This window comes from Leifsonia sp. 71-9 (genome assembly GCF_001898805.1).
Lineage (GTDB): Bacteria > Actinomycetota > Actinomycetes > Actinomycetales > Microbacteriaceae > Leifsonia.
In genome coordinates this window covers 204,102-221,471 of the sequence record NZ_MKVJ01000020.1, presented here as the reverse complement: position 1 = coordinate 221,471, position 17,370 = coordinate 204,102, and the positions used below count along the sequence as shown (strand labels likewise).

Genomic DNA, 17,370 nt, shown 5'->3' with positions numbered 1-17,370 from the left:
GAGCCCCATGAGAGCCCTGCTGTACGACACGTTCGCCGGACCCGTCCGGGTGGCGGAGGTCGCCGATCCCGTCGCCCCCGACGGCGGCGCGATCGTCCGCGTCGCGGCCTCCGGACTCTGCCGCAGCGACTGGCACGCCTGGGCCGGGCACGACGACAGCGTCCACCTGCCGCAGGTGCCGGGCCACGAGTTCGCCGGTGTGGTGGAGTCCGTCGGCGCGGGTGTGGAGCGGTGGCGGCCGGGAGACCGGGTGACGGCGCCGTTCGTCAACGGCTGCGGGCGCTGCGAGTGGTGCCGCAGCGGGCAGGCTCAGGTCTGCCCCGACCAGACGCAGCCCGGCTTCACGCACTGGGGCTCGCACGCCGAGCTGGTCGCCGTGCGCGCCGCGGATCTCAACCTCGTCGCCCTGCCGGACGACATCGACGACGCCGCGGCCGCCAGCCTCGGCTGCCGGTTCGCGACGGCGTACCGGGCCGTCACGGCGCGGGCGCGCACCCGGCCGGGCGAGTGGATCGCGGTCTACGGCGCCGGCGGCGTCGGGCTCAGCGCCGTCATGATCGCCGCCGCCCTGGGGGCGCGCCCGATCGCCGTCGACCGATCCCCGGCCGCGCTCGACCTGGCGCGCGCGTTCGGGGCCGAGCACACGCTGGAGGCGGACGACGCGACTCCGTCGGCGATCGCCGAGCTGACCGGAGGCGGCGCGCACGTGTCCGTCGACGCCGTGGGCTCGCCCGCGACGGCCGGGGCGGCCCTGCACTCGCTGCGGCGACGCGGTCGGCACGTGCAGATCGGGCTGCTGCCCGGCGGTGGCCCGGTGCTCCCCCTCGACCGCGTGATCGGCTGGGAGCTCGACGTGCTCGGCAGCCACGGGATGGCCGCCGCCGACTACGCCGGGATGCTCGACCTCGTCGCGTCGGGCGCCGTCTCGCCGCGGGCGCTCGTCGGCTCCCACGTCGGCCTCGCCGAGGCCGCCCTCCTGCTCCCCGCCGCCGCCTCCGCTCCGCCCGTCGGCATCGCCGTGCTCGACCCGACCCGTGACTGAGCTCGCGCCATCTGGCGCGATCTCCCCCGCCTCCGGCTGGATCTGAGCGGCGCGAGTCCGGGCGCCTTGGCAGGATGGGGGGGATGCTGCTCTCCGACCTCCCCTCCGCACCCGACACGCAGGCGGCGCGCGCCGCGCGCGAGCTCGCCACGGCCTACCACTCGCCCGCGCTGCTCAACCACGTGGTGCGCTCGTGGCTGTGGGCCGAGGCGTTCGCGCAGGTGGAGGGGCGCACGGGCATCGACCACGAGCTGCTGTACGTCTCGGCGCTGCTCCACGACATCGGGATCGTGCCGGAGTTCGACAACGTGACCCTCTCGTACGAGGACGCGGGCGGCCACGTCGCGGTCGCGCTCACGGCGGGCGCCGGCTGGGAGACCGCCCGACGCACCCGCGCGCACGAGGTGATCGTGCGGCACAACTGGCCGTCCGTCGACCCGGCGTTCGACGAGGAGGGCTACCTGCTCGAGACCGCCACGGGGCTGGACATCTCGGGCGCGCGCGCCGACGACGTCCCGCTCGAACTGCGCCGGGAGGTCGTCGCCGCGTACCCGAGGCTCGACCTGGCCGCGGAGTTCGGCGCGCGCGTCGCCGATCAGGCGCAGCGCAAGCCCGACACCCAGGCGCACCGGCTGGTGCTCGGCGGCGTGCGCGCGAAGCTGGCCGCGAACCCGCTGGAGTCGCCGGCCTGACCCGGCGGCGCCCGCCTGACCTATCCTCGAGGGGTGACCACACTGCTCGATCCCGCCGACTGGCGCGCCCGCGAGGCGGCCCACGCCGCGCGCGCCGACGCGCTCACGGCCGGGCACCGGGAGCGGTCGGGCCGGGGCGAGAAGCACCCGGTGGAGGACTTCCTCTTCACCTACTACTCGTACGCGCCCCGGGTGCTGCGCCGGTGGCATCCCGGGCCGGGCATCGAGCTGGCGGAGGCCGCCGACGATCCGCGCGCCTCCTGGCGCTGGTACGCACCCGGCACGACGCCGGGCGCGCTCGTGGTGGACCGCACCGCGTTCGAGGCCGAGAAGACGTCGCTGCTGCGGGGCATCGAGCGCATCCTCCGCTCGACCGCCGCGCGCCCCGGCCAGTTCGGCTGCTTCGGGCTGCACGAGTGGGCCATGGTCTACCGGCAGGACGAGACGCGCCACGAGGTGCCGCTGCGGCTCGGCGGCCCCGGCACCGACGCGGTCGTGGAGGCGCACGACCTGCGCTGCACCCACATCGACGCCTTCCGCTTCTTCACGCCCGACGCGGTGCCCCGCAACCGCTTCGCGCCCACCCGGGAGACGCAGCCCGCGCTGGAGCAGCCCGGCTGCCTCCACGCGGGGATGGACGTCTACAAGTGGGCGATGAAGCTCGGCCCGCTCGTGCCGGGCGAGCTGCTGCTGGACGCGTTCGAGCTGGCCCGCGACATCCGCTGGCTCGACATGCAGGCGTCGCCGTACGACATGCGGCCGTGGGGCGCCGAGCCGGTCGCGATCGAGACGCCCGAGGGCAAGGCGGAGTACGTGCGCCGGCAGCGCGGCTTCGCCGAGCGCGCGAACGTGCTGCGCCGCGAGGTGCTCGCCGCCTGGCTCGGCGAGAGCGCCGCCGCGGCCGCGTAGCCGCGGCCCGTCCGAGACGATCGCGGGCCTCCGCGTCGCCTAGGCTGAAACGACACCACACCCGAAGGACGAGGGAACGACACGTGCAGTACATCTCCACACGCGGCGGCCGGCTCGGATCGTATTGCGACATCCTCGTCGAAGGGCTGGCGCCCGACGGCGGACTCGCGGTCCCCGAGGAGCTGCCGCGGCTCAGCGCCGCCCTGCTGGAGCAGTGGCGTCCGCTGGACTACGCCGGCCTCGCCACCGAGGTGATCGGACTGTTCGCGACGGACATCCCCCGCGACGACCTCAGCCGGCTCTGCCACGCGGCGTACCGGCCCGAGGCCTTCGCGTCGCGGGAGGTCGTCCCGCTGCACGCGCTCGACGACGGCATCACGCTGGTCGGCCTCTCGGAAGGCCCGACGCTCGCCTTCAAGGACATGGCGATGCGGTTCCTCGGCGAGGCGCTCGACTTCGTGCTCGGCCAGTCGGGCGAGGTCCTCAACATCCTCGGCGCCACCTCCGGCGACACCGGTTCGGCCGCCGAGTACGCGCTGCGGGGCCGGGACCGGCTCTCCGTGTTCATGCTCTCGCCGCAGGGCCGCATGAGCGCCTTCCAGCGCGCCCAGATGTACTCGCTGCTGGACGACAACGTGCACAACATCGTCGTCGACGGCACCTTCGACGACTGCCAGCGCCTCGTGAAGCGCATCGCGGAGGACGGCGCCTTCAAGCGCGAGCACCGCCTCGGCGCCGTCAACTCGATCAACTTCGGCCGCATCTCGGCGCAGATCGCCTACTACATCTGGGCGTGGCTGCGGATCACCGACGCTCTCCCCGCGGCCGAGCGCGAGGGCTTCGAGGTGTCGTTCGCGGTGCCGTCGGGCAACTTCGGCAACATCCTCTCGGGGCACTACGCCCGCAGCATGGGGCTGCCGGTGCGCAAGCTCGTGCTGGCCACCAATGAGAACAACGTGCTCGACGACTTCTTCCGCAGCGGCCACTACCGCCCGCGGCCCGCCGCGCGCACCTTCGTGACGTCGAGCCCCTCGATGGATGTGTCGCGCGCGTCGAACCTCGAACGGTTCGTCTTCGACCTGCTCGGCCGCTCCGCGGAGCAGACCGCGGCCGCGTGGCGGGAGTTGGACGCCCAGGACGAGTTCGACCTCTCCCCCGAGCTCGATCGGTTCAGCGCTGAGTTCGGGATCGTGAGCGGCACGAGCACCCACGCCGACCGGCTGGCCACGATCCGCGCCGTCTCCGACCGCTGCGGCGTCATCCTGGACCCGCACACCGCCGACGGCGTGAAGATCGCGCGCGAGCACGTCGAGCCCGGCGTGCCGATGCTGGTGCTCGAGACGGCGAAGCCGCAGAAGTTCCCCGAGACGATCGCCGAGGCCCTCGGCAGCGTCCCGGACGCCGACGCCGCCACCCGCGAACTCCTGGCCGCCCCGCAGCGCGTCACCACGCTGGCCGACGACGAGCACGCCCTCCGCGCGCTCCTCTCCGAACTCGCCCTGCGCTGACGCCGCACCCACCCAGCCCCTAGCCGCCGAGCACAGGAAAAGTGCGCCGATCCAGGCGGATTCGGCGCACTTTTCCTGTGCTCGCGGGCGGGTCAGCCGTTGTTGTTGTCGGGGCCCGGGGTCGGTGCGGGGGGACTCGTCGATTTGGGTCCGGTGCTCGGTGTGGGGGTCGTGGAGGCTTGTCCGCTGCTGAGCTGGATGGTGATGCTCGCGCCTCCCTCGACCGCCGATCCCGCGGCGGGGTCGGTGTCTGCGGCGGTCCCGGCCGGCTCGGTGCTCGCGACCGGCGTCTGGTCCACCGTGACGTCGAGGCCGAGCGCTTCGAGCAGCTTCTGCGCCTGGTCGGGGGTCTTGCCGGCCACGTCGGGGACCGTCACCTTGCTGCCGTACAGCGAGGTGCTCTCCGGCTTCGGGAAGTCGTCGCCGCCGTAGAGCTGGTCGAGCGCCTTCTGGATCGGCTTCACGATCGAGAACTTCACATTGCCGCCGCCCACGCCGTCGAAGCTGAGGCTGCGCAGCGGCGTCTGGCCGGAAACGTTGCCCACCCACGTCGCCTGCGCGACCTTGGTGGTGGAGGTGATCAGCCAGTTTTGCAGCGAGTCGTCGGTGGTGCCCGTCTTGCCCATGATCGGGGTACCGTCCCACGGGTTGGCGCTGGTGGCCGTGCCGTCGGTCATCACGCCTTCGAGCGCGTAGGTCACGCCGGCGGCGACGTTCTTGTCGAGGCCCTGGGTGCAGGTGGTGGCGCTCACCTTGTGTGCGCTGCCGTCGGCGTTCAGGACCTTGTCGATCGCGATCGGCGTGCACACGGTGCCGCCGTTGGCGATGCCCGCGTAGGCCGTCGCCATGGTGAGCGGGGCGACCTCGTTGGTGCCGAGGATCATCGACGGGTACGAGTTGAGCGTGCCGCCGGTCGCGGCGGTGTGGATGCCGAGCGATTTCGCCGCGTTCAGGATGGAGCAGAGGTCCACCTTCGTCGCCATCATCGCGAAGGCCGTGTTCACCGACTCCGCCGTCGCCGACATCACGGAGAGCCGGCTCGCCGATCCCTCGTCGTTGGCCACCTGCCAGGAGGGGCCGGAGATGTCGCCGCAGGTGCTCGTGAAGTCGGACATCGGGAAGGTGTGCTGGGAGGCGTTGATGTTCTCGTACAGGCTGTGCCCCGCCTCCAGCCACGCCGCCAGGTCGAACGCCTTGAACGTCGAGCCCGTCTGGAAGCCCGACGAGCCTCCGTACGCCTCGTCGGTGTTGTAGTTCACCGCCGTCGTGCCGTCCACGGGTTGGTCCGTGTTGTTGAAGGCGCGGTTCTGCACCATCGTGACGATGCGGCCCGTGCCGAGCTCGACCGAGACGTTCGACGCCCCGAGGTCGATGCCGGCCTTCGACGCGGGGATGTAGTTGCTCAGCGACTGCTGCGCGACCGACTGGAGGTCGAGGTTCAGCGTCGTGTAGATCTTCAGCCCGCCGCGGTTGAGGGTCGCCCAGCGGTCGTCGCTGGTCTTGCCGTAGGCGGGGTCGTTCAGGATGGTGTCGCGCACGTAATCGCAGAAGAACGCCGCGTTGTACTGCTGCGCCGCCGCGCATCCCGAGGTCGTCGGCGTGACGGCCGGCGTGACCGGCGTCTTCTTCGCCGCGTCGCGGTCGGCCGCCGTGATCTTGTGGTTCACGTACATCCGGTCGAGCACGTAGTCGCGGCGCGCCTTCGTCAGCGCGTACCCGTTGGCGGCGCCGTTCGTCTTGCTGTCCGGCTCGTCGATGCGGAGGTTCGCCGGATTGTTCACGATCGCGACCAGCGTCGCGGCCTGCGCCAGCGTCAGGTTGTTGGCGTCGACGCCGAAGTAGTAGTGCGCCGCCGACTGGATGCCGTACACCTGACCGCCGAAGCCGACGACGTTCAGGTACCCCATCAGGATGTCCTTCTTGCTGTACTTCTTCTCCAGCCCCACCGCGTAGCGCATCTCCTGCACCTTGCGCTGGAGGGTCTGCCCGGCCGCGTCGTCGTAGCAGGCCTGCACCTTCTTCGCGTCGGTCAGCGCCTCGCACTTCTCGACCTCGACGTTCTTGACGTACTGCTGCGTGATCGACGACCCGCCCTGCACGTCCCCGCCGACCACGGTCGCGAGCGCACCGCGCACGGTGCCGAGCACATCCACCGCGCCCTCGGAGTAGAACCGCGGGTCCTCGGCGGCGACCACCGCGTCCTTCACGTTCTGCGACACCGCATCCCAGGACACGTCCTGCCGGTTCTGCGCGTAGAACGTGGCGATCGGCACGTCCTGACCGCCCTGCTTCGCGTACACGGTCGAGTTCTGCGCGAACTGCTGGATCTGCAGGTTCGCGGGCAGCGCGTTGAAGTCGGAGATGCCCGCGGCCGCCGCGACGCCCGTTCCCAGGAAACCCGGAAGAACGAACAGCGAGCTGAGCACCGCTGCGACGAGCGTGAAGCCCAGGAACTGCCAGATCGCGCGGCCCCGGGTGCGCGGCATGCGCGGCTCCAGCCGCTGGACCGGCGCCAGGATGCGGTCGATCAGCGGCGGACGGTTCGGATCGTGAGTAGACACCCGTCTACGCTTCCAAGCCGGGCTGTGGAATCGGTCGGTGCGAGGTGAAGGGAGGTTTGGAGATGTACAGGAAAGGGGCTCCGGCGCTACCGTCCGCCCGCACCCCCATTCCGGGTGGGTTGACCGAAATGAGTCACGTCTAGATACCTACTCTTCAGTATCTTTGGATCACGATCCACCCCAAAGGAGACCCATGGATTTTGCAGAGGTGCTCGCCGCCATCGCAGTGAAAGTCGCGAATCAGCGCGACGCCATCCACACTGAGGAAGCAACGAAGAACGCCTTCGTGATGCCGTTCATCTCGAACGTCCTCGGTTACGACGTCTTCAACCCTCTAGAGGTCGTGCCGGAATTCACCGCCGATGTGGGGATCAAGAAGGGCGAGAAGATCGACTACGCGATCATGCGGGACGGTGAAGTCCAGATGCTGATCGAATGCAAGAAGTCGAACGAGTCACTCACGATCGAGAACGCGTCACAGCTGTTCCGCTACTTCGCCGTGACGAACGCTCGCGTCGCGGTGCTGACCAACGGAGAGGTTTACCACTTCTACACCGACCTTGACGCGCCGAACCGGATGGACGACAAGCCGTTCCTCGTTCTCGACCTGCTCGACATCGACGAGACGCTGATCCCGGAGCTGCGGAAGCTGACCAAGGATGCGTTCGACCTCGACTCGATCATCAACGCCGCAGGCGAGTTGAAGTACATCGGTCAGATCAAGCGGGCTCTCGCCAGCGAGTTCCGGGAGCCCGACGAGGAATGGGTCCGCTTCTTCACGAGCCGTGTCTACGACGGGCCGATCACCCAACGGGTGCGCGACCAGTTCACCCCTTTGGTGCGGAAGGCGACGAGCCAGTTCCTGAACGACCAGGTGAACGATCGCCTCAAAACCGCTCTCGGCAGTTCGACGTATTCGGCGAGCCCCTCCGAGCCGGAAGCACTCACGAGCCAGCCCCCCGCGGAGAGCGATCTGGACCGCGACACCGAGATCGAGACGACGCTCGAGGAGCTGGAGGGCTATCAGATCGTCAAGGCCATCGCCTGCAGCGAGGTCAAGCCGCTGAGAATCGCTCAGCGCGATTCGAAGTCGTACTTCGCGATCCTCCTCGATGACAACAACCGGAAGCCGATCGCTCGCCTGCATTTCAACGGCAAGTCCAAGAAGCACATCGGCCTCTTCGACGAGGACAAGAACGAGACGAAGCATGAGCTGGCCTCGCTGGATGAGATCTACCGGTTCGCCGACGACATCCGCGCGGCCGTCCGTCGATACGCGTAGCCGCGATGGGGGCGCCGCGCTCGCAGTTGCGAGCGCGGCGCCCCTTTTGCGCACCCCGCGCCCACCTCAGTCGAAGACCACCGTCACCTTGTCCGCGGCACCGGGGGTCGCCGCCAGGGCGAGGGCGTCGAGGGCCTTCTCGAACGGGAGGCGGTCGCTGATGATCAGCGCGTACTTCTGCCAGTTCGCGATGAGGTCGTCGGTGACCTCGAAGATCTCGGTCGGGTAGCCCATCGACCAGACGATCGTCAGCTCGGTCGGCAGGATGCCGCCGAAGTCGAGCTCGACCGGGCGCTTGTGCACGGCGACGATGCCGAGCGTCGCGCCGTGCTTGGCGAAGCCGGCGACGGCCTGCGGGATGGAGCCGACGCCGGCGGCGTCGAGGTAGATGTCGGTGCCGGGGCGGACGCCGCGCACCATCGCGGTGGCGGCGTCGCCGTGCAGCTCGACGAGGCGGGCGGCGAGGTCCTCTTCGGCTGAGTTGATCACGGCGTCCGCGCCGATCTCGAGCGCCTTCTCCAGCCGGGCGGGGAGGATGTCGACGACCACGATGTGCGACGCGCCGCGGCGGCGGTAGCCGAGCAGCGCGCCCAGGCCGATCGGGCCGGCACCGAAGATGACGACCTTGTCGCCGTCCTTCGGGTCGGTGCGGTTGACGGCGTGGTAGGCGACGGCCATCGGCTCGTTGAGCGCGGCGACGTCCCACGGGATGTCCTTCGGGATGACGCGCAGCTGACGGCCGAGCACCGCATCCCGGACCACGACGAACTCCGAGAGGGCGCCCTGTGCGCCGCCCGAGCCGAGGAGCCCGTCGGTGAAGGCCATCGTGTCGATGACGACGTGGTCGCCGACGGTGATCCCCTGCACGTCGGCTCCGACCTCGACGACCTCTGCGGCCGGCTCGTGCCCGAGCGGGGTCGCACCCTGTCGGGGCGGGATGCCGCCGAAGTGCGAGTACATCGCGTCGGAGCCGCAGATCCCGCACGCCTTGATCGCGAGCAGGACGTCGGCGGGTCCCGCGGTCGGCTTCTCGATGTCGACCCACTCGTTGGTGTCGACGCCGGTGACTCGGATGGATTTCACTGCATGCTCCTTCGATCGGTTCTGGTCACGGTAGTTACTAAATCGAATTAGTGCACGTTAGGATCGGGCCGTGAGCGTGACGATCAAGGAGGTCGCGCGGGCGAGCGGCGTCTCCCCCGCGACGGTCAGCTTCGTGCTCAACCGCACGCCGGGCCAGGTGATCCGGCCCGAGACGCAGGAGCGGGTGCGGGAGGCGGCGCGCGCCCTGGGTTACGTGCCGCACGGAGTCGCGCGGGCTCTGCGCGAGGGCACGTCACGCGTCGTGCTGCTCGACGTCGGCGCACGGCGCGGCGGCCCGATCCTGGAGGGGTTCATCCTCGGGATGAGCACGGAGCTCGCTGCCCACGACCACAGCCTCCTGGTGCAGCACGGCACCCACGACCACGCCCTGCAGTCGGCGATCGCGGCGGTGTCGCCGCGCGCCGTCGTCGACATCTCGGGACCGTTCCGCCACGTGAACCCGGCGGCGCCCGAGGGCGGCTGGGTCTACGGGCTGGCGTCGCACGCGCTCACCCAGCTCGCGCACCTGCGCGACCGCGGGCACGCGGTGGTCGCGTTCGGGGCGCCGGGGCCGCACTCCGACGTTCCGCACGACCGGCTGCCGCACCTCGCGCAGGCGGCCGAGCGCCTCGGGCTCACCGCGGCCGGAGTCGTCACGACCGGGAGCGACCGCGACTCGACGGCCCGCGCGATCGCGGAGCTGCGGCAGCGGCATCCTGAGGCCACGGCCATCGCGACCGTCGACGACGAGACGGCGCTCGCCATCCTCTCGGCACTGCCAGAGCTCGGGCTGGCCGCCCCCGGCGACCTCGCCGTGATCGGCTTCGGCGACAGCGAGTACGGGGCGCTGTGGGCGCCCGCGCTGACCACGCTGCACGTGGAGGCGGAGCGGCTCGGCGCGCACGCGGCGCGGGTCGCGATCGGCCTGGAGCCGGTCGCGGAGCCGACCACGGGTTCCCGCGTGGTGCGGGAGTCGGCGTAGCCATCCATCGGACGCAACACGCCGCGCCCGCAGATGCGGACGCGGCGTGTTGTGACTATTCGTTTGGTGCGGGCTAGGCGGCCGCGGCGAAGACGGACCGCGCGCTCACGCGCAGCTCGCCCTCCACGGCATCCACCACCACGGTGCCGCCCTCGGCGACCTCGCCGGTCACCATCAGGTCGGCAATGCGGTCGTCCACCTCGCGCTGGATGACGCGGCGGAGCGGGCGGGCGCCGTACTCGGGCTCGTAGCCCGCGTCGGCGATCCACTCGACGGCTGCCGCGGTGGTCTCGAAGGCGATGCCGCGGGAGGCCAGGCGGTGCTCGGTGGCGGTCAGCAGCAGGCGCACGATCGACCGCAGCTGCTCCGCGTCCAGCTTGCGGAAGAGCACGATCTCGTCGATGCGGTTGAGGAACTCGGGCCGCATCGCCTCGCGCAGCTTGCCCATCACGCGGTCGCGCAGGTCCTTCTCGGAGGAGAAGCCGTCCGCGCCCGGTGCGACGAAGCCGAGGGCTCCGCTGCGGGAGGCGAGGAACTCCGACCCGAGGTTGGAGGTCATGATGACGACCGTGTTGCGGAAGTCGACCGTGCGGCCCTGACCGTCGGTCAGGCGTCCGTCGTCCAGCACCTGCAGCAGCAGGTTGAAGACGTCGGGGTGGGCCTTCTCGATCTCGTCGAACAGCACGACCGAGTACGGGTTGCGGCGCACGCGCTCGGTGAGCTGGCCGGCCTCGTCGTAGCCGACGTACCCGGGAGGGGCGCCGACCAGGCGCGCGACCGTGTGGCGCTCGCCGAACTCGCTCATGTCGAAGCGGAGCATGGCCTTCTCGTCGCCGAAGAGCGACCCGGCCAGGGACTTCGCCAGCTCGGTCTTGCCGACGCCGGTGGGGCCGAGGAAGAGGAAGCTGCCGACGGGGCGGCGCTCGTCGCCCAGCCCGGTGCGGTTGCGGCGCACGGCCTTGGCGACCGCGGTGACCGCGTCCTCCTGGCCGATGACGCGCTCGTGCAGCTCGGACTCCAGCCGGGCCAGACGCTCGCGGTCGGCGTCGCCGATGCGGGACACCGGGATGCCGGTGGCGCGGGAGACGATGCCCGCGATCTCGGGCTCGCCCACGACCGCGTCGGGCCGCGGGGCGCGGCCGAGCTCGTCGAGGGAGTGCTGGACGGTCTCGATCTCGTCGCGCAGGCGCGACGCCTCCTCGTAGTGCTCGCCGGCGACGGCGGAGTTCTTCTCGGACTCCAGGGTCGCGAGCTTCTGCATCAGCGCGGACGCATCCACCCGCTTGCCCAGCGACAGGCGCAGACGCGCGCCGGCCTGGTCGATCAGGTCGATGGCCTTGTCGGGCAGGAAGCGGTCGGAGACGTACCGGTCGGAGAGCTCGACGGCGGCGCGCAGGGCGTCGTCCGTGTAGCGCACGCCGTGGTGCTCCTCGTAGGCGCCGCGCAGGCCCTGCAGGATGAGCACCGCGTCCTCGACGCTGGGCTCGCCGACGGTCACCGGCTGGAAGCGGCGCTCGAGGGCCGGGTCCTTCTCGATGCGGCGGTACTCCTTGAGCGTCGTCGCGCCGACCAGGTGCAGGTCGCCGCGCGCCAGGCGGGGCTTCAGGATGTTGCCCGCGTCCATGCCGCCGGACTCACCCGAGCCTCCGGCGCCGACGACGGTGTGCAGCTCGTCGATGAAGACGATCAGCTCGTCGGTCCCGGCGCTGATCTCGTCCATGAGCGCGGTGAGGCGCTCCTCGAAGTCGCCGCGGTAACGGGTGCCCGCGACCATACCGGCCAGGTCGAGCGTGACGACCTTCTTGTCCTGCAGCTGCTCGGGGACGTCGCCGGCGACGATCGCGCGGGCCAGACCCTCCACGATCGCGGTCTTGCCGACGCCGGCCTCGCCGACCAGCACCGGGTTGTTCTTGGTGCGGCGGGAGAGGATCTCGATGGTCTGCTCGATCTCGTCGAGCCGGCCGACGACCGGGTCGAGCCGGCCCTCGCGGGCGAGCTCGGTCAGGTCGGTGCCGAAGCGGTCGAGCATCGGGGTGTCGGACTCGTCCTCGGCGGCCTCGGGCTCGCCCATGCCCCCGGCGCCGACCGTGGCGGTCTGGCGCATGGCGTTGGTGAGGGCGTCCGCGGTCACGCCGGCGGCCTGCAGGACCTGCCCGGCGGGGGCGTCCTGGCCGATCACGAGCGCGAAGAAAAGGTGCTCAGGGTCGATGTACGTCGATCCGGAGGCACGGGCGACCTGGTAGGCGTGGAAGAGCGCGCGCTGGGCCGAGGTCGTGATGGAGGCGGCGTCCGCATCCACCATCTCGCCCGAAGCGGGGAGGCGCTGCTCGGCCGCGAGCACGACGCGCGCGGGGTCGACCCCGATACCGCGCATCGCGTCGGCGGCCGGCTCCTCGCCCGCCATGACGCGCAGGATGTGCAGGGCGTCCAGCTCGCGGTGGCCGTGCTCCAGAGCGAAGCGGCCCGCCTCGGCGAGGATCTCCTGCGTGCGCCGGCTCAAGAACCGGCTGATGTCGATCGAGCGCGCGGCGCGCGCACGCTCACCCGCGAGGTAGCGGGCCAGGAACTCGTCGAACGAGCCGGCTCCGCCGCTCTCGGGAGTGAAGTTCTCGGGCACGTGATCTCCTGTTTCTAAAGTTGAGTGGTGTGCACTCAAGTTCAACGAATCCGGTCGGAGGATATTCCGGCAGCACGCCCGCGACCCTGTCCGCTTGCAGAGAACGCGCGGACGGCGTTGCATCGGGGTATGACGCGACGTATCCCCGCCTCCCCCACCTCCACCGCCCACCCCGCCTCCACCGTCCAGAACGCCGCCGCATGAGCGCCGCCCGCACTACCGCGCGCATCCTCCTCGGCGCCGGCCTCGTCTTCGCCGGGGTGAGCCACCTCACCTTCGCCCGAAAGGACTTCCAGGCCCAGGTGCCGGACTTCGTCCCGCTCGACGCGGACACGACCGTTCTCGCCTCCGGAGTGGTCGAAATCGCGCTCGGAACCGCGCTCGCCGTCACCCCGCAGCGGAAGGGACTCGCCAGCCGGAGCACCGTCGGCTGGATCGCCGCAGCGTTCTTCACGGCCGTGTTCCCCGGCAACGTCTCGCAGTGGCAGCACCACCGCAGCGCGTTCGGCCTCGACACCGACCGCAAGCGGCTGATCCGGCTGGCGTTCCAGCCCCTCCTCATCGCGGCGGCGCTGTACGGGACGAACGACCGGAGCGCGTCGAAGCGCTAGGCGGTCGAAGCGCTCGGCAGGCGAAGCGCTCGGCAGGCGAAGCGCTAGGCAGTCGAAGCGCTCGGCGTCAGACCAGCGACCGGAGGAACTCCACGATGTCGGCGGCGAGCAGCTCCGGCGCCTCGTGCGGGGCGAAGTGGCCGCCGCGCGGCATCGCCGTGTACCGGGTCACGTCGTACGAGCGCTCCGCCCAGCTCCGGGGCGGCTGCGTGAGATCGTGCGGGAAGACGGCGACCGCCGTCGGGACGCTCACGCGCTCCACCCGGACGGTCCTCCCCGCGGCGTACTCCCAGTACGGACGGAACGACGTCCCGATGGAGTTCGTGAACCAGTAGAGGGAGGCGAGCGTCAGGAGGTAGTCGTCGCTGAAGACGCGCGAGACCTCCCCGGCGCAATCGCTCCACGCGCGGTGCTTCTCCAGAATCCATGCGAGCAGGCCGACGGGCGAGTCGGAGAGCGCGGGGGCGAGCGTGAGAGGGCGCGTCTGCTGCTCGTGCTGGTACCCGCCCTCCTCCGCGACCCAGGCCTGCACCGCGGCGAGGTAGCGGCGCTCCTCGTCCGTCAGCGTCGTCTCGTCGACGTGGGCCGGCGCGGCGACCGCGAGCAGGTGGATGCCCGCGACGGCCTCGGGATGCGCCTGAGCGAGCCGGGACGTGATCCCGGCGCCGAGGTCGCCCCCGTGCGCGGCGTACCGGTCGAAACCGAGGACGTCGGTCATCAGCCGATGCCAGAGCTCGTGCGTCTGGTCGTCGTGGCTGGCGCGCTGCGGGGAGAAGGGGAAGCCGGGGAGCGCGGGGACGATCACGGTCGTCGCGTCCGCCGCGTCGCCCCCGAACTGCGACGGGGCGGCCAGGCGCCGTGCGACCTCGACCAGCTCGAGGGCGCTGCTCGGCCAGCCGTTCGTCAGCACGATCGGGAGGCGGGCGGGACGGTCCGAACCATCGGAGCCCTCGGCGTCGAACCGGAGGTAGGCGAGCGGGATGCCGTCCAGCGTCGTGCTCCCCCACGGCAGCCTCTCGATCCGGCGGCGCTGCTCCTCCCAGTCGAAACCGTCGGCCCAGTAGGCGGCGAGCCGCCGCAGCTCGTCCTGGTCGGCGCCGGCCTCCCAGCCGCCGACCGGCCAGGGCTGCGCCCAGCGCGTCTCGCGGACGCGGCGGCGGAGGTCATCGAGGTCGCGCGCGGAGACCTCGAGTGCGGGGGTCGTGGTCATCTTCTCCTCGTTCCGTCGGCAGCGGGGTCGGCGTCGGCGGCGGCGTCCGGGGCGTCGGCTGCGTCCGGGGCCTCGGCCGCGTCGGCGGCGCCTGGGGCCTCGGCGGCCTCGGCGGCGTCGACGCGCAGCCAGCGCAGGGCGGCATCCACCGCGTCGGCGGGGTCGCCCGCGTCGCCCGCTGCCCAGTCGATGAGCGCCGAGCGGCTCGCGGCCTCGTACGCGGCGGCCACCGCGTTGGCGACGGCGCGCGGCGCCTCCGGCACACGGGCGGCGATGTGGTCGGCGAGGTCGGCGGTCCACGGGAGGTTGCTGCGCTGCCCGAAGGCGGCCAGCTCCGGTTCGGTGGAGACCAGTGTCGCCCACTGCGAGCCGAGACGGCGCACCGAGTCGTGCGAGACCGAGCTCACGACGGCGCGGCGCAGCACGTCGGCGAGCGGTTCGTCCGGCGTCGCGGCGGCGAGCGCGGCCGCGAGCCGTTCGCGGGCCGCATCCACCCCGGTCCAGGCGATGGCGGCGCGCGTCTGGAAATGGCGCAGCAGGGTGCGCTCGCTGACGCCGGTCGCGTCCGCGAGGTCGCGCCAGGTGGTCTGCTCGTAGCCGCGCTCGGTCCAGAGCAGGATGGCGGCCTCCGCGACGGCGTCATGGTCGACCACGGATGGGCGGCCCCGGCCGCGGGAGGCGGGCGTGCGGTCGGCGGAATCGGTCACGGCGGCGACACTAGCACTGCGCATCCTTTTTTGGCGTAGTCTGTCAATAATGTTCACCCGTAGAAAGGACATGACATGACACGCACCTACGTCGTCACCGGATCCGCGTCGGGCATCGGCGCCACCACGGCCGCCCTGCTCCGCGAGCGCGGCGAGAAGGTCATCGGCGTCGACCTGCGCGGCGCCGAGGTCGAGGCCGACCTCTCCACCCGCACCGGCCGTTCCGAGGCCGCGAAGGCCGTGATCGCGCTCGCCGGCGGCCGCGTCGACGCCGTGATCGCTTGCGCCGGCATCTCCGCACCGATCGCCAAGACCATCTCGGTCAACTACTTCGGCGTCACCGAGCTGCTGGAGGCGCTGCTCCCGGCACTCCGGGAGTCCGACGCCCCGCGCGCCGCCGTCGTCTCGTCGATGGCGTCGCTGCAGCAGAACTCCCCCGAGATGGTGGAGGCCGCGCTCGCCGGCGACGAACAGCGCGCGCTCGAGATCGCCCAGGGCTACGTGACCGACGACCCGATGACCGGCTACATCGTCTACCCGTCGTCGAAGCGCGCGCTCGCCCGCTGGGTGCGCCGGGAGTCGATCTCGGACGCCTGGGCCGGATCGGGCATCCCGCTCAACGCGGTCGCTCCGGGCACCGTCGTCACCCCGATGACGGCCGACCTGCTGGCGACGCCCGACGGCGCCGCGATGGTCGACGCGTCCGTGCCGATGCCGCTCAACTACCACCAGCCTCCGGAGTCGATCGCCAACCTCCTGATCTGGCTGACGAGCGTGGGGAACACGCACATGGCCGGCCAGGTGATCTACGACGACGGCGGCGCCGACGCCACCCTGCGCGGCGACGACATCTGGTCCTGGCACGACGCCTCCTGAGCCGACGGACGCGTGCGCGTGCCTCCGCGCCCACGGGGCGTCTGCGCACGCACCTGCGTCCGCGCGCGCATCCGCGTCGCTGCCCGGCCTCCGGAACTCCGGACACCGGCCGCGACGCGCCGCTCACCCCACCGGAACTCCGGCAAGTTCGGCCCACATGCCCTGGATCGCCGGAGTTCCGGCGATCCAGGTGACGCGGGCCGCCCGGCCTACCCGCGCCCCGAGCCTTCCGGAACTCCGGTGAGATCAGGACGCCCGAGCCCGATCGCCGGAGTTACGGCGAACTGAGCGGCGCGGCGAAGCCGCATGCCGGAGTTACGGCAAGCCCCCGGCGCCGACCGCTCACGCCTCCGGGATGACGCGCTGGAAGAGCTCCTCGCGGAGGACGTCGGGGTCGGGGCCGCTGCGCTCGCCGGTGTCGAGCGCGTCGATGCGGGCCAGCTCGTCGTCGGAGAGCTCGAAGTCGAAGACGTCGAAGTTCTGGGCGATGCGCTCGGGGTTCGTCGACTTGGGGATGGCGGAGCGCCCCTCCTGCAGGTGCCAGCGCAGCATGACCTGCGCGGGGCTCTTGTCGTGGTCGGCGCCGATCGCCGCGAGCTCGGGGTCGTCCATGACGCTGCGCCGCTTCTCGCCCCAGCCGGGGTAGAAGGTGATGCCGCCGATCGGCGACCAGGCCTGGGTGACGATGCCGTGCTGCTCGTCGGCGCGGCGCACGTCCGGCTGCGAGAAGTAGGGGTGCAGCTCCACCTGGTTGACGGCGGGGACGATCTCCGTCTCGGCCAGCAGGCGGTCGAGGTGCGCGGGCGTGAAGTTGCTCACGCCGATCGCGCGCACGCGGCCGTCGGCGAGCAGGGTCTCGAGCGCCTGGTAGGCGGCGATGGTCGTCTCGAAGCGGCTCGGAACGGGCTGGTGCAGGATGAGCAGGTCGAGCCGGTCGACGCCGAGTTTGCCGGTCGCCTTCTCGAACGCGTGCAGCGTCTCGTCGCGGCCGTAGTCGGTCACCCACACCTTGGTCTCGATGAACACGTCGGAGCGGTCGAGGCCCGAGCGGCGGATCCCCTCCCCCACCTCGCGCTCGTTCAGGTAGGCGGCCGCGGTGTCGATGTGGCGGTAGCCGACCGCGAGGGCGGTCTCGACGGCCGCGCTGGTCTCCTCCGGCGGGCTCTGGAAGACGCCCAGCCCGAGAGCGGGCATGACGACGCCGTTGTTCAGTGTCAGATCGATGGTCATGGCGCCAACAGTAGGCCGCGGGGCGCGGGCGAGGGAGGCTGCGACAGTGCCTCCCTCGAC

The 17,370-nt window shown here is 71.4% G+C and carries 14 protein-coding genes; 8 read left to right on the top strand and 6 right to left on the bottom strand.

Annotated elements, in window-relative coordinates; genetic code table 11:
- Positions 1-7: 7 nt before the first annotated feature.
- The 4 genes from BGO91_RS16075 (at position 8) to thrC (ending at position 4,151) form a co-directional block, all read left to right on the top strand.
- Entirely contained in the window at positions 8-1,042 is a 1,035-nt protein-coding gene (locus BGO91_RS16075; RefSeq protein ID WP_290473729.1) for a zinc-binding dehydrogenase, read from the top strand.
- 83 nt (positions 1,043-1,125) lie between these two features.
- The gene (locus BGO91_RS16070) at positions 1,126-1,734 is read left to right on the top strand and encodes an HD domain-containing protein (RefSeq protein WP_290473728.1); all 609 of its coding nucleotides are present in this window, start codon (positions 1,126-1,128) and stop codon (positions 1,732-1,734) included.
- A 33-nt stretch (positions 1,735-1,767) separates the two neighbouring features.
- Entirely contained in the window at positions 1,768-2,643 is an 876-nt protein-coding gene (locus BGO91_RS16065; protein ID WP_290473727.1) for a 3-methyladenine DNA glycosylase, read from the top strand.
- A gap of 83 nt (positions 2,644-2,726) precedes the next feature.
- Positions 2,727-4,151 (top strand): threonine synthase, encoded by a 1,425-nt coding sequence (thrC, locus tag BGO91_RS16060; RefSeq protein ID WP_290473726.1) that lies wholly within the window; start codon positions 2,727-2,729, stop codon positions 4,149-4,151.
- 92 nt (positions 4,152-4,243) lie between these two features.
- Here thrC and BGO91_RS16055 read toward each other — a convergent pair whose 3' ends face one another.
- Positions 4,244-6,712 carry a transglycosylase domain-containing protein gene (locus BGO91_RS16055; protein WP_290473725.1) on the bottom strand — a complete coding sequence of 823 codons (2,469 nt, stop codon included), beginning with the start codon at positions 6,710-6,712 and terminating at the stop codon, positions 4,244-4,246.
- 193 nt (positions 6,713-6,905) lie between these two features.
- Here BGO91_RS16055 and BGO91_RS16050 point away from each other — a divergent pair, with 193 nt between their 5' ends.
- Entirely contained in the window at positions 6,906-7,994 is a 1,089-nt protein-coding gene (locus tag BGO91_RS16050) for a type I restriction endonuclease (protein ID WP_290473804.1), read from the top strand.
- A 66-nt stretch (positions 7,995-8,060) separates the two neighbouring features.
- On the opposite strand, the gene BGO91_RS16045 is transcribed toward BGO91_RS16050, so the two are convergent.
- Complete coding sequence (locus BGO91_RS16045) at positions 8,061-9,077, bottom strand: zinc-binding dehydrogenase (RefSeq protein WP_290473724.1); 1,017 nt, start codon at positions 9,075-9,077, stop codon at positions 8,061-8,063.
- A 70-nt stretch (positions 9,078-9,147) separates the two neighbouring features.
- Between BGO91_RS16045 and BGO91_RS16040 the strand changes: the two genes are divergently transcribed.
- Positions 9,148-10,059, top strand: coding sequence for a LacI family DNA-binding transcriptional regulator (locus BGO91_RS16040; protein ID WP_290473723.1), 912 nt, complete (start codon positions 9,148-9,150; stop codon positions 10,057-10,059).
- A gap of 73 nt (positions 10,060-10,132) precedes the next feature.
- Here the strand turns inward: BGO91_RS16040 and BGO91_RS16035 are convergent, their stop codons facing one another.
- A complete protein-coding gene (locus BGO91_RS16035; RefSeq protein WP_290473722.1) occupies positions 10,133-12,676 on the bottom strand; it encodes an ATP-dependent Clp protease ATP-binding subunit in 2,544 nt (847 codons plus the stop codon).
- Between the two features lie 200 nt (positions 12,677-12,876).
- Between BGO91_RS16035 and BGO91_RS16030 the strand changes: the two genes are divergently transcribed.
- The gene (locus BGO91_RS16030; RefSeq protein ID WP_290473721.1) at positions 12,877-13,287 is read left to right on the top strand and encodes a hypothetical protein; all 411 of its coding nucleotides are present in this window, start codon (positions 12,877-12,879) and stop codon (positions 13,285-13,287) included.
- A gap of 67 nt (positions 13,288-13,354) precedes the next feature.
- Here BGO91_RS16030 and BGO91_RS16025 read toward each other — a convergent pair whose 3' ends face one another.
- Both BGO91_RS16025 and BGO91_RS16020 read right to left on the bottom strand, forming a co-directional pair.
- On the bottom strand, positions 13,355-14,497 hold the full coding sequence (locus tag BGO91_RS16025; protein WP_290473720.1) for an epoxide hydrolase family protein: 1,143 nt from the start codon (positions 14,495-14,497) through the stop codon (positions 13,355-13,357).
- Positions 14,494-15,204: a helix-turn-helix domain-containing protein gene (locus BGO91_RS16020; protein ID WP_290473719.1), complete on the bottom strand. Its 711-nt coding sequence runs from the start codon at positions 15,202-15,204 to the stop codon at positions 14,494-14,496. Before BGO91_RS16020 ends, BGO91_RS16025 begins: the two co-directional genes overlap by 4 nt.
- Positions 15,205-15,279: 75 nt before the next feature.
- Between BGO91_RS16020 and BGO91_RS16015 the strand changes: the two genes are divergently transcribed.
- Positions 15,280-16,080 (top strand): SDR family NAD(P)-dependent oxidoreductase, encoded by an 801-nt coding sequence (locus BGO91_RS16015; RefSeq protein WP_290473718.1) that lies wholly within the window; start codon positions 15,280-15,282, stop codon positions 16,078-16,080.
- A gap of 342 nt (positions 16,081-16,422) precedes the next feature.
- Here BGO91_RS16015 and BGO91_RS16010 read toward each other — a convergent pair whose 3' ends face one another.
- Positions 16,423-17,310 carry an aldo/keto reductase gene (locus BGO91_RS16010; RefSeq protein WP_290473717.1) on the bottom strand — a complete coding sequence of 296 codons (888 nt, stop codon included), beginning with the start codon at positions 17,308-17,310 and terminating at the stop codon, positions 16,423-16,425.
- Between the last annotated feature and the right edge of the window lie 60 nt (positions 17,311-17,370).

What these genes read in the sequence shown, in the direction of transcription:
- BGO91_RS16075 (WP_290473729.1), top strand. Translation starts at nt 8, where the DNA reads ATGAGAGCCCTGCTGTACGACACGTTCGCCGGACCCGTCCGGGTGGCG.
- BGO91_RS16070 (WP_290473728.1), top strand. Translation starts at nt 1,126, where the DNA reads ATGCTGCTCTCCGACCTCCCCTCCGCACCCGACACGCAGGCGGCGCGC.
- BGO91_RS16050 (WP_290473804.1), top strand. Translation starts at nt 6,906, where the DNA reads ATGGATTTTGCAGAGGTGCTCGCCGCCATCGCAGTGAAAGTCGCGAAT.
- BGO91_RS16030 (WP_290473721.1), top strand. Translation starts at nt 12,877, where the DNA reads ATGAGCGCCGCCCGCACTACCGCGCGCATCCTCCTCGGCGCCGGCCTC.
- BGO91_RS16025 (WP_290473720.1), bottom strand. Translation starts at nt 14,497, where the DNA reads ATGACCACGACCCCCGCACTCGAGGTCTCCGCGCGCGACCTCGATGAC.
- BGO91_RS16015 (WP_290473718.1), top strand. Translation starts at nt 15,280, where the DNA reads ATGACACGCACCTACGTCGTCACCGGATCCGCGTCGGGCATCGGCGCC.
- BGO91_RS16010 (WP_290473717.1), bottom strand. Translation starts at nt 17,310, where the DNA reads ATGACCATCGATCTGACACTGAACAACGGCGTCGTCATGCCCGCTCTC.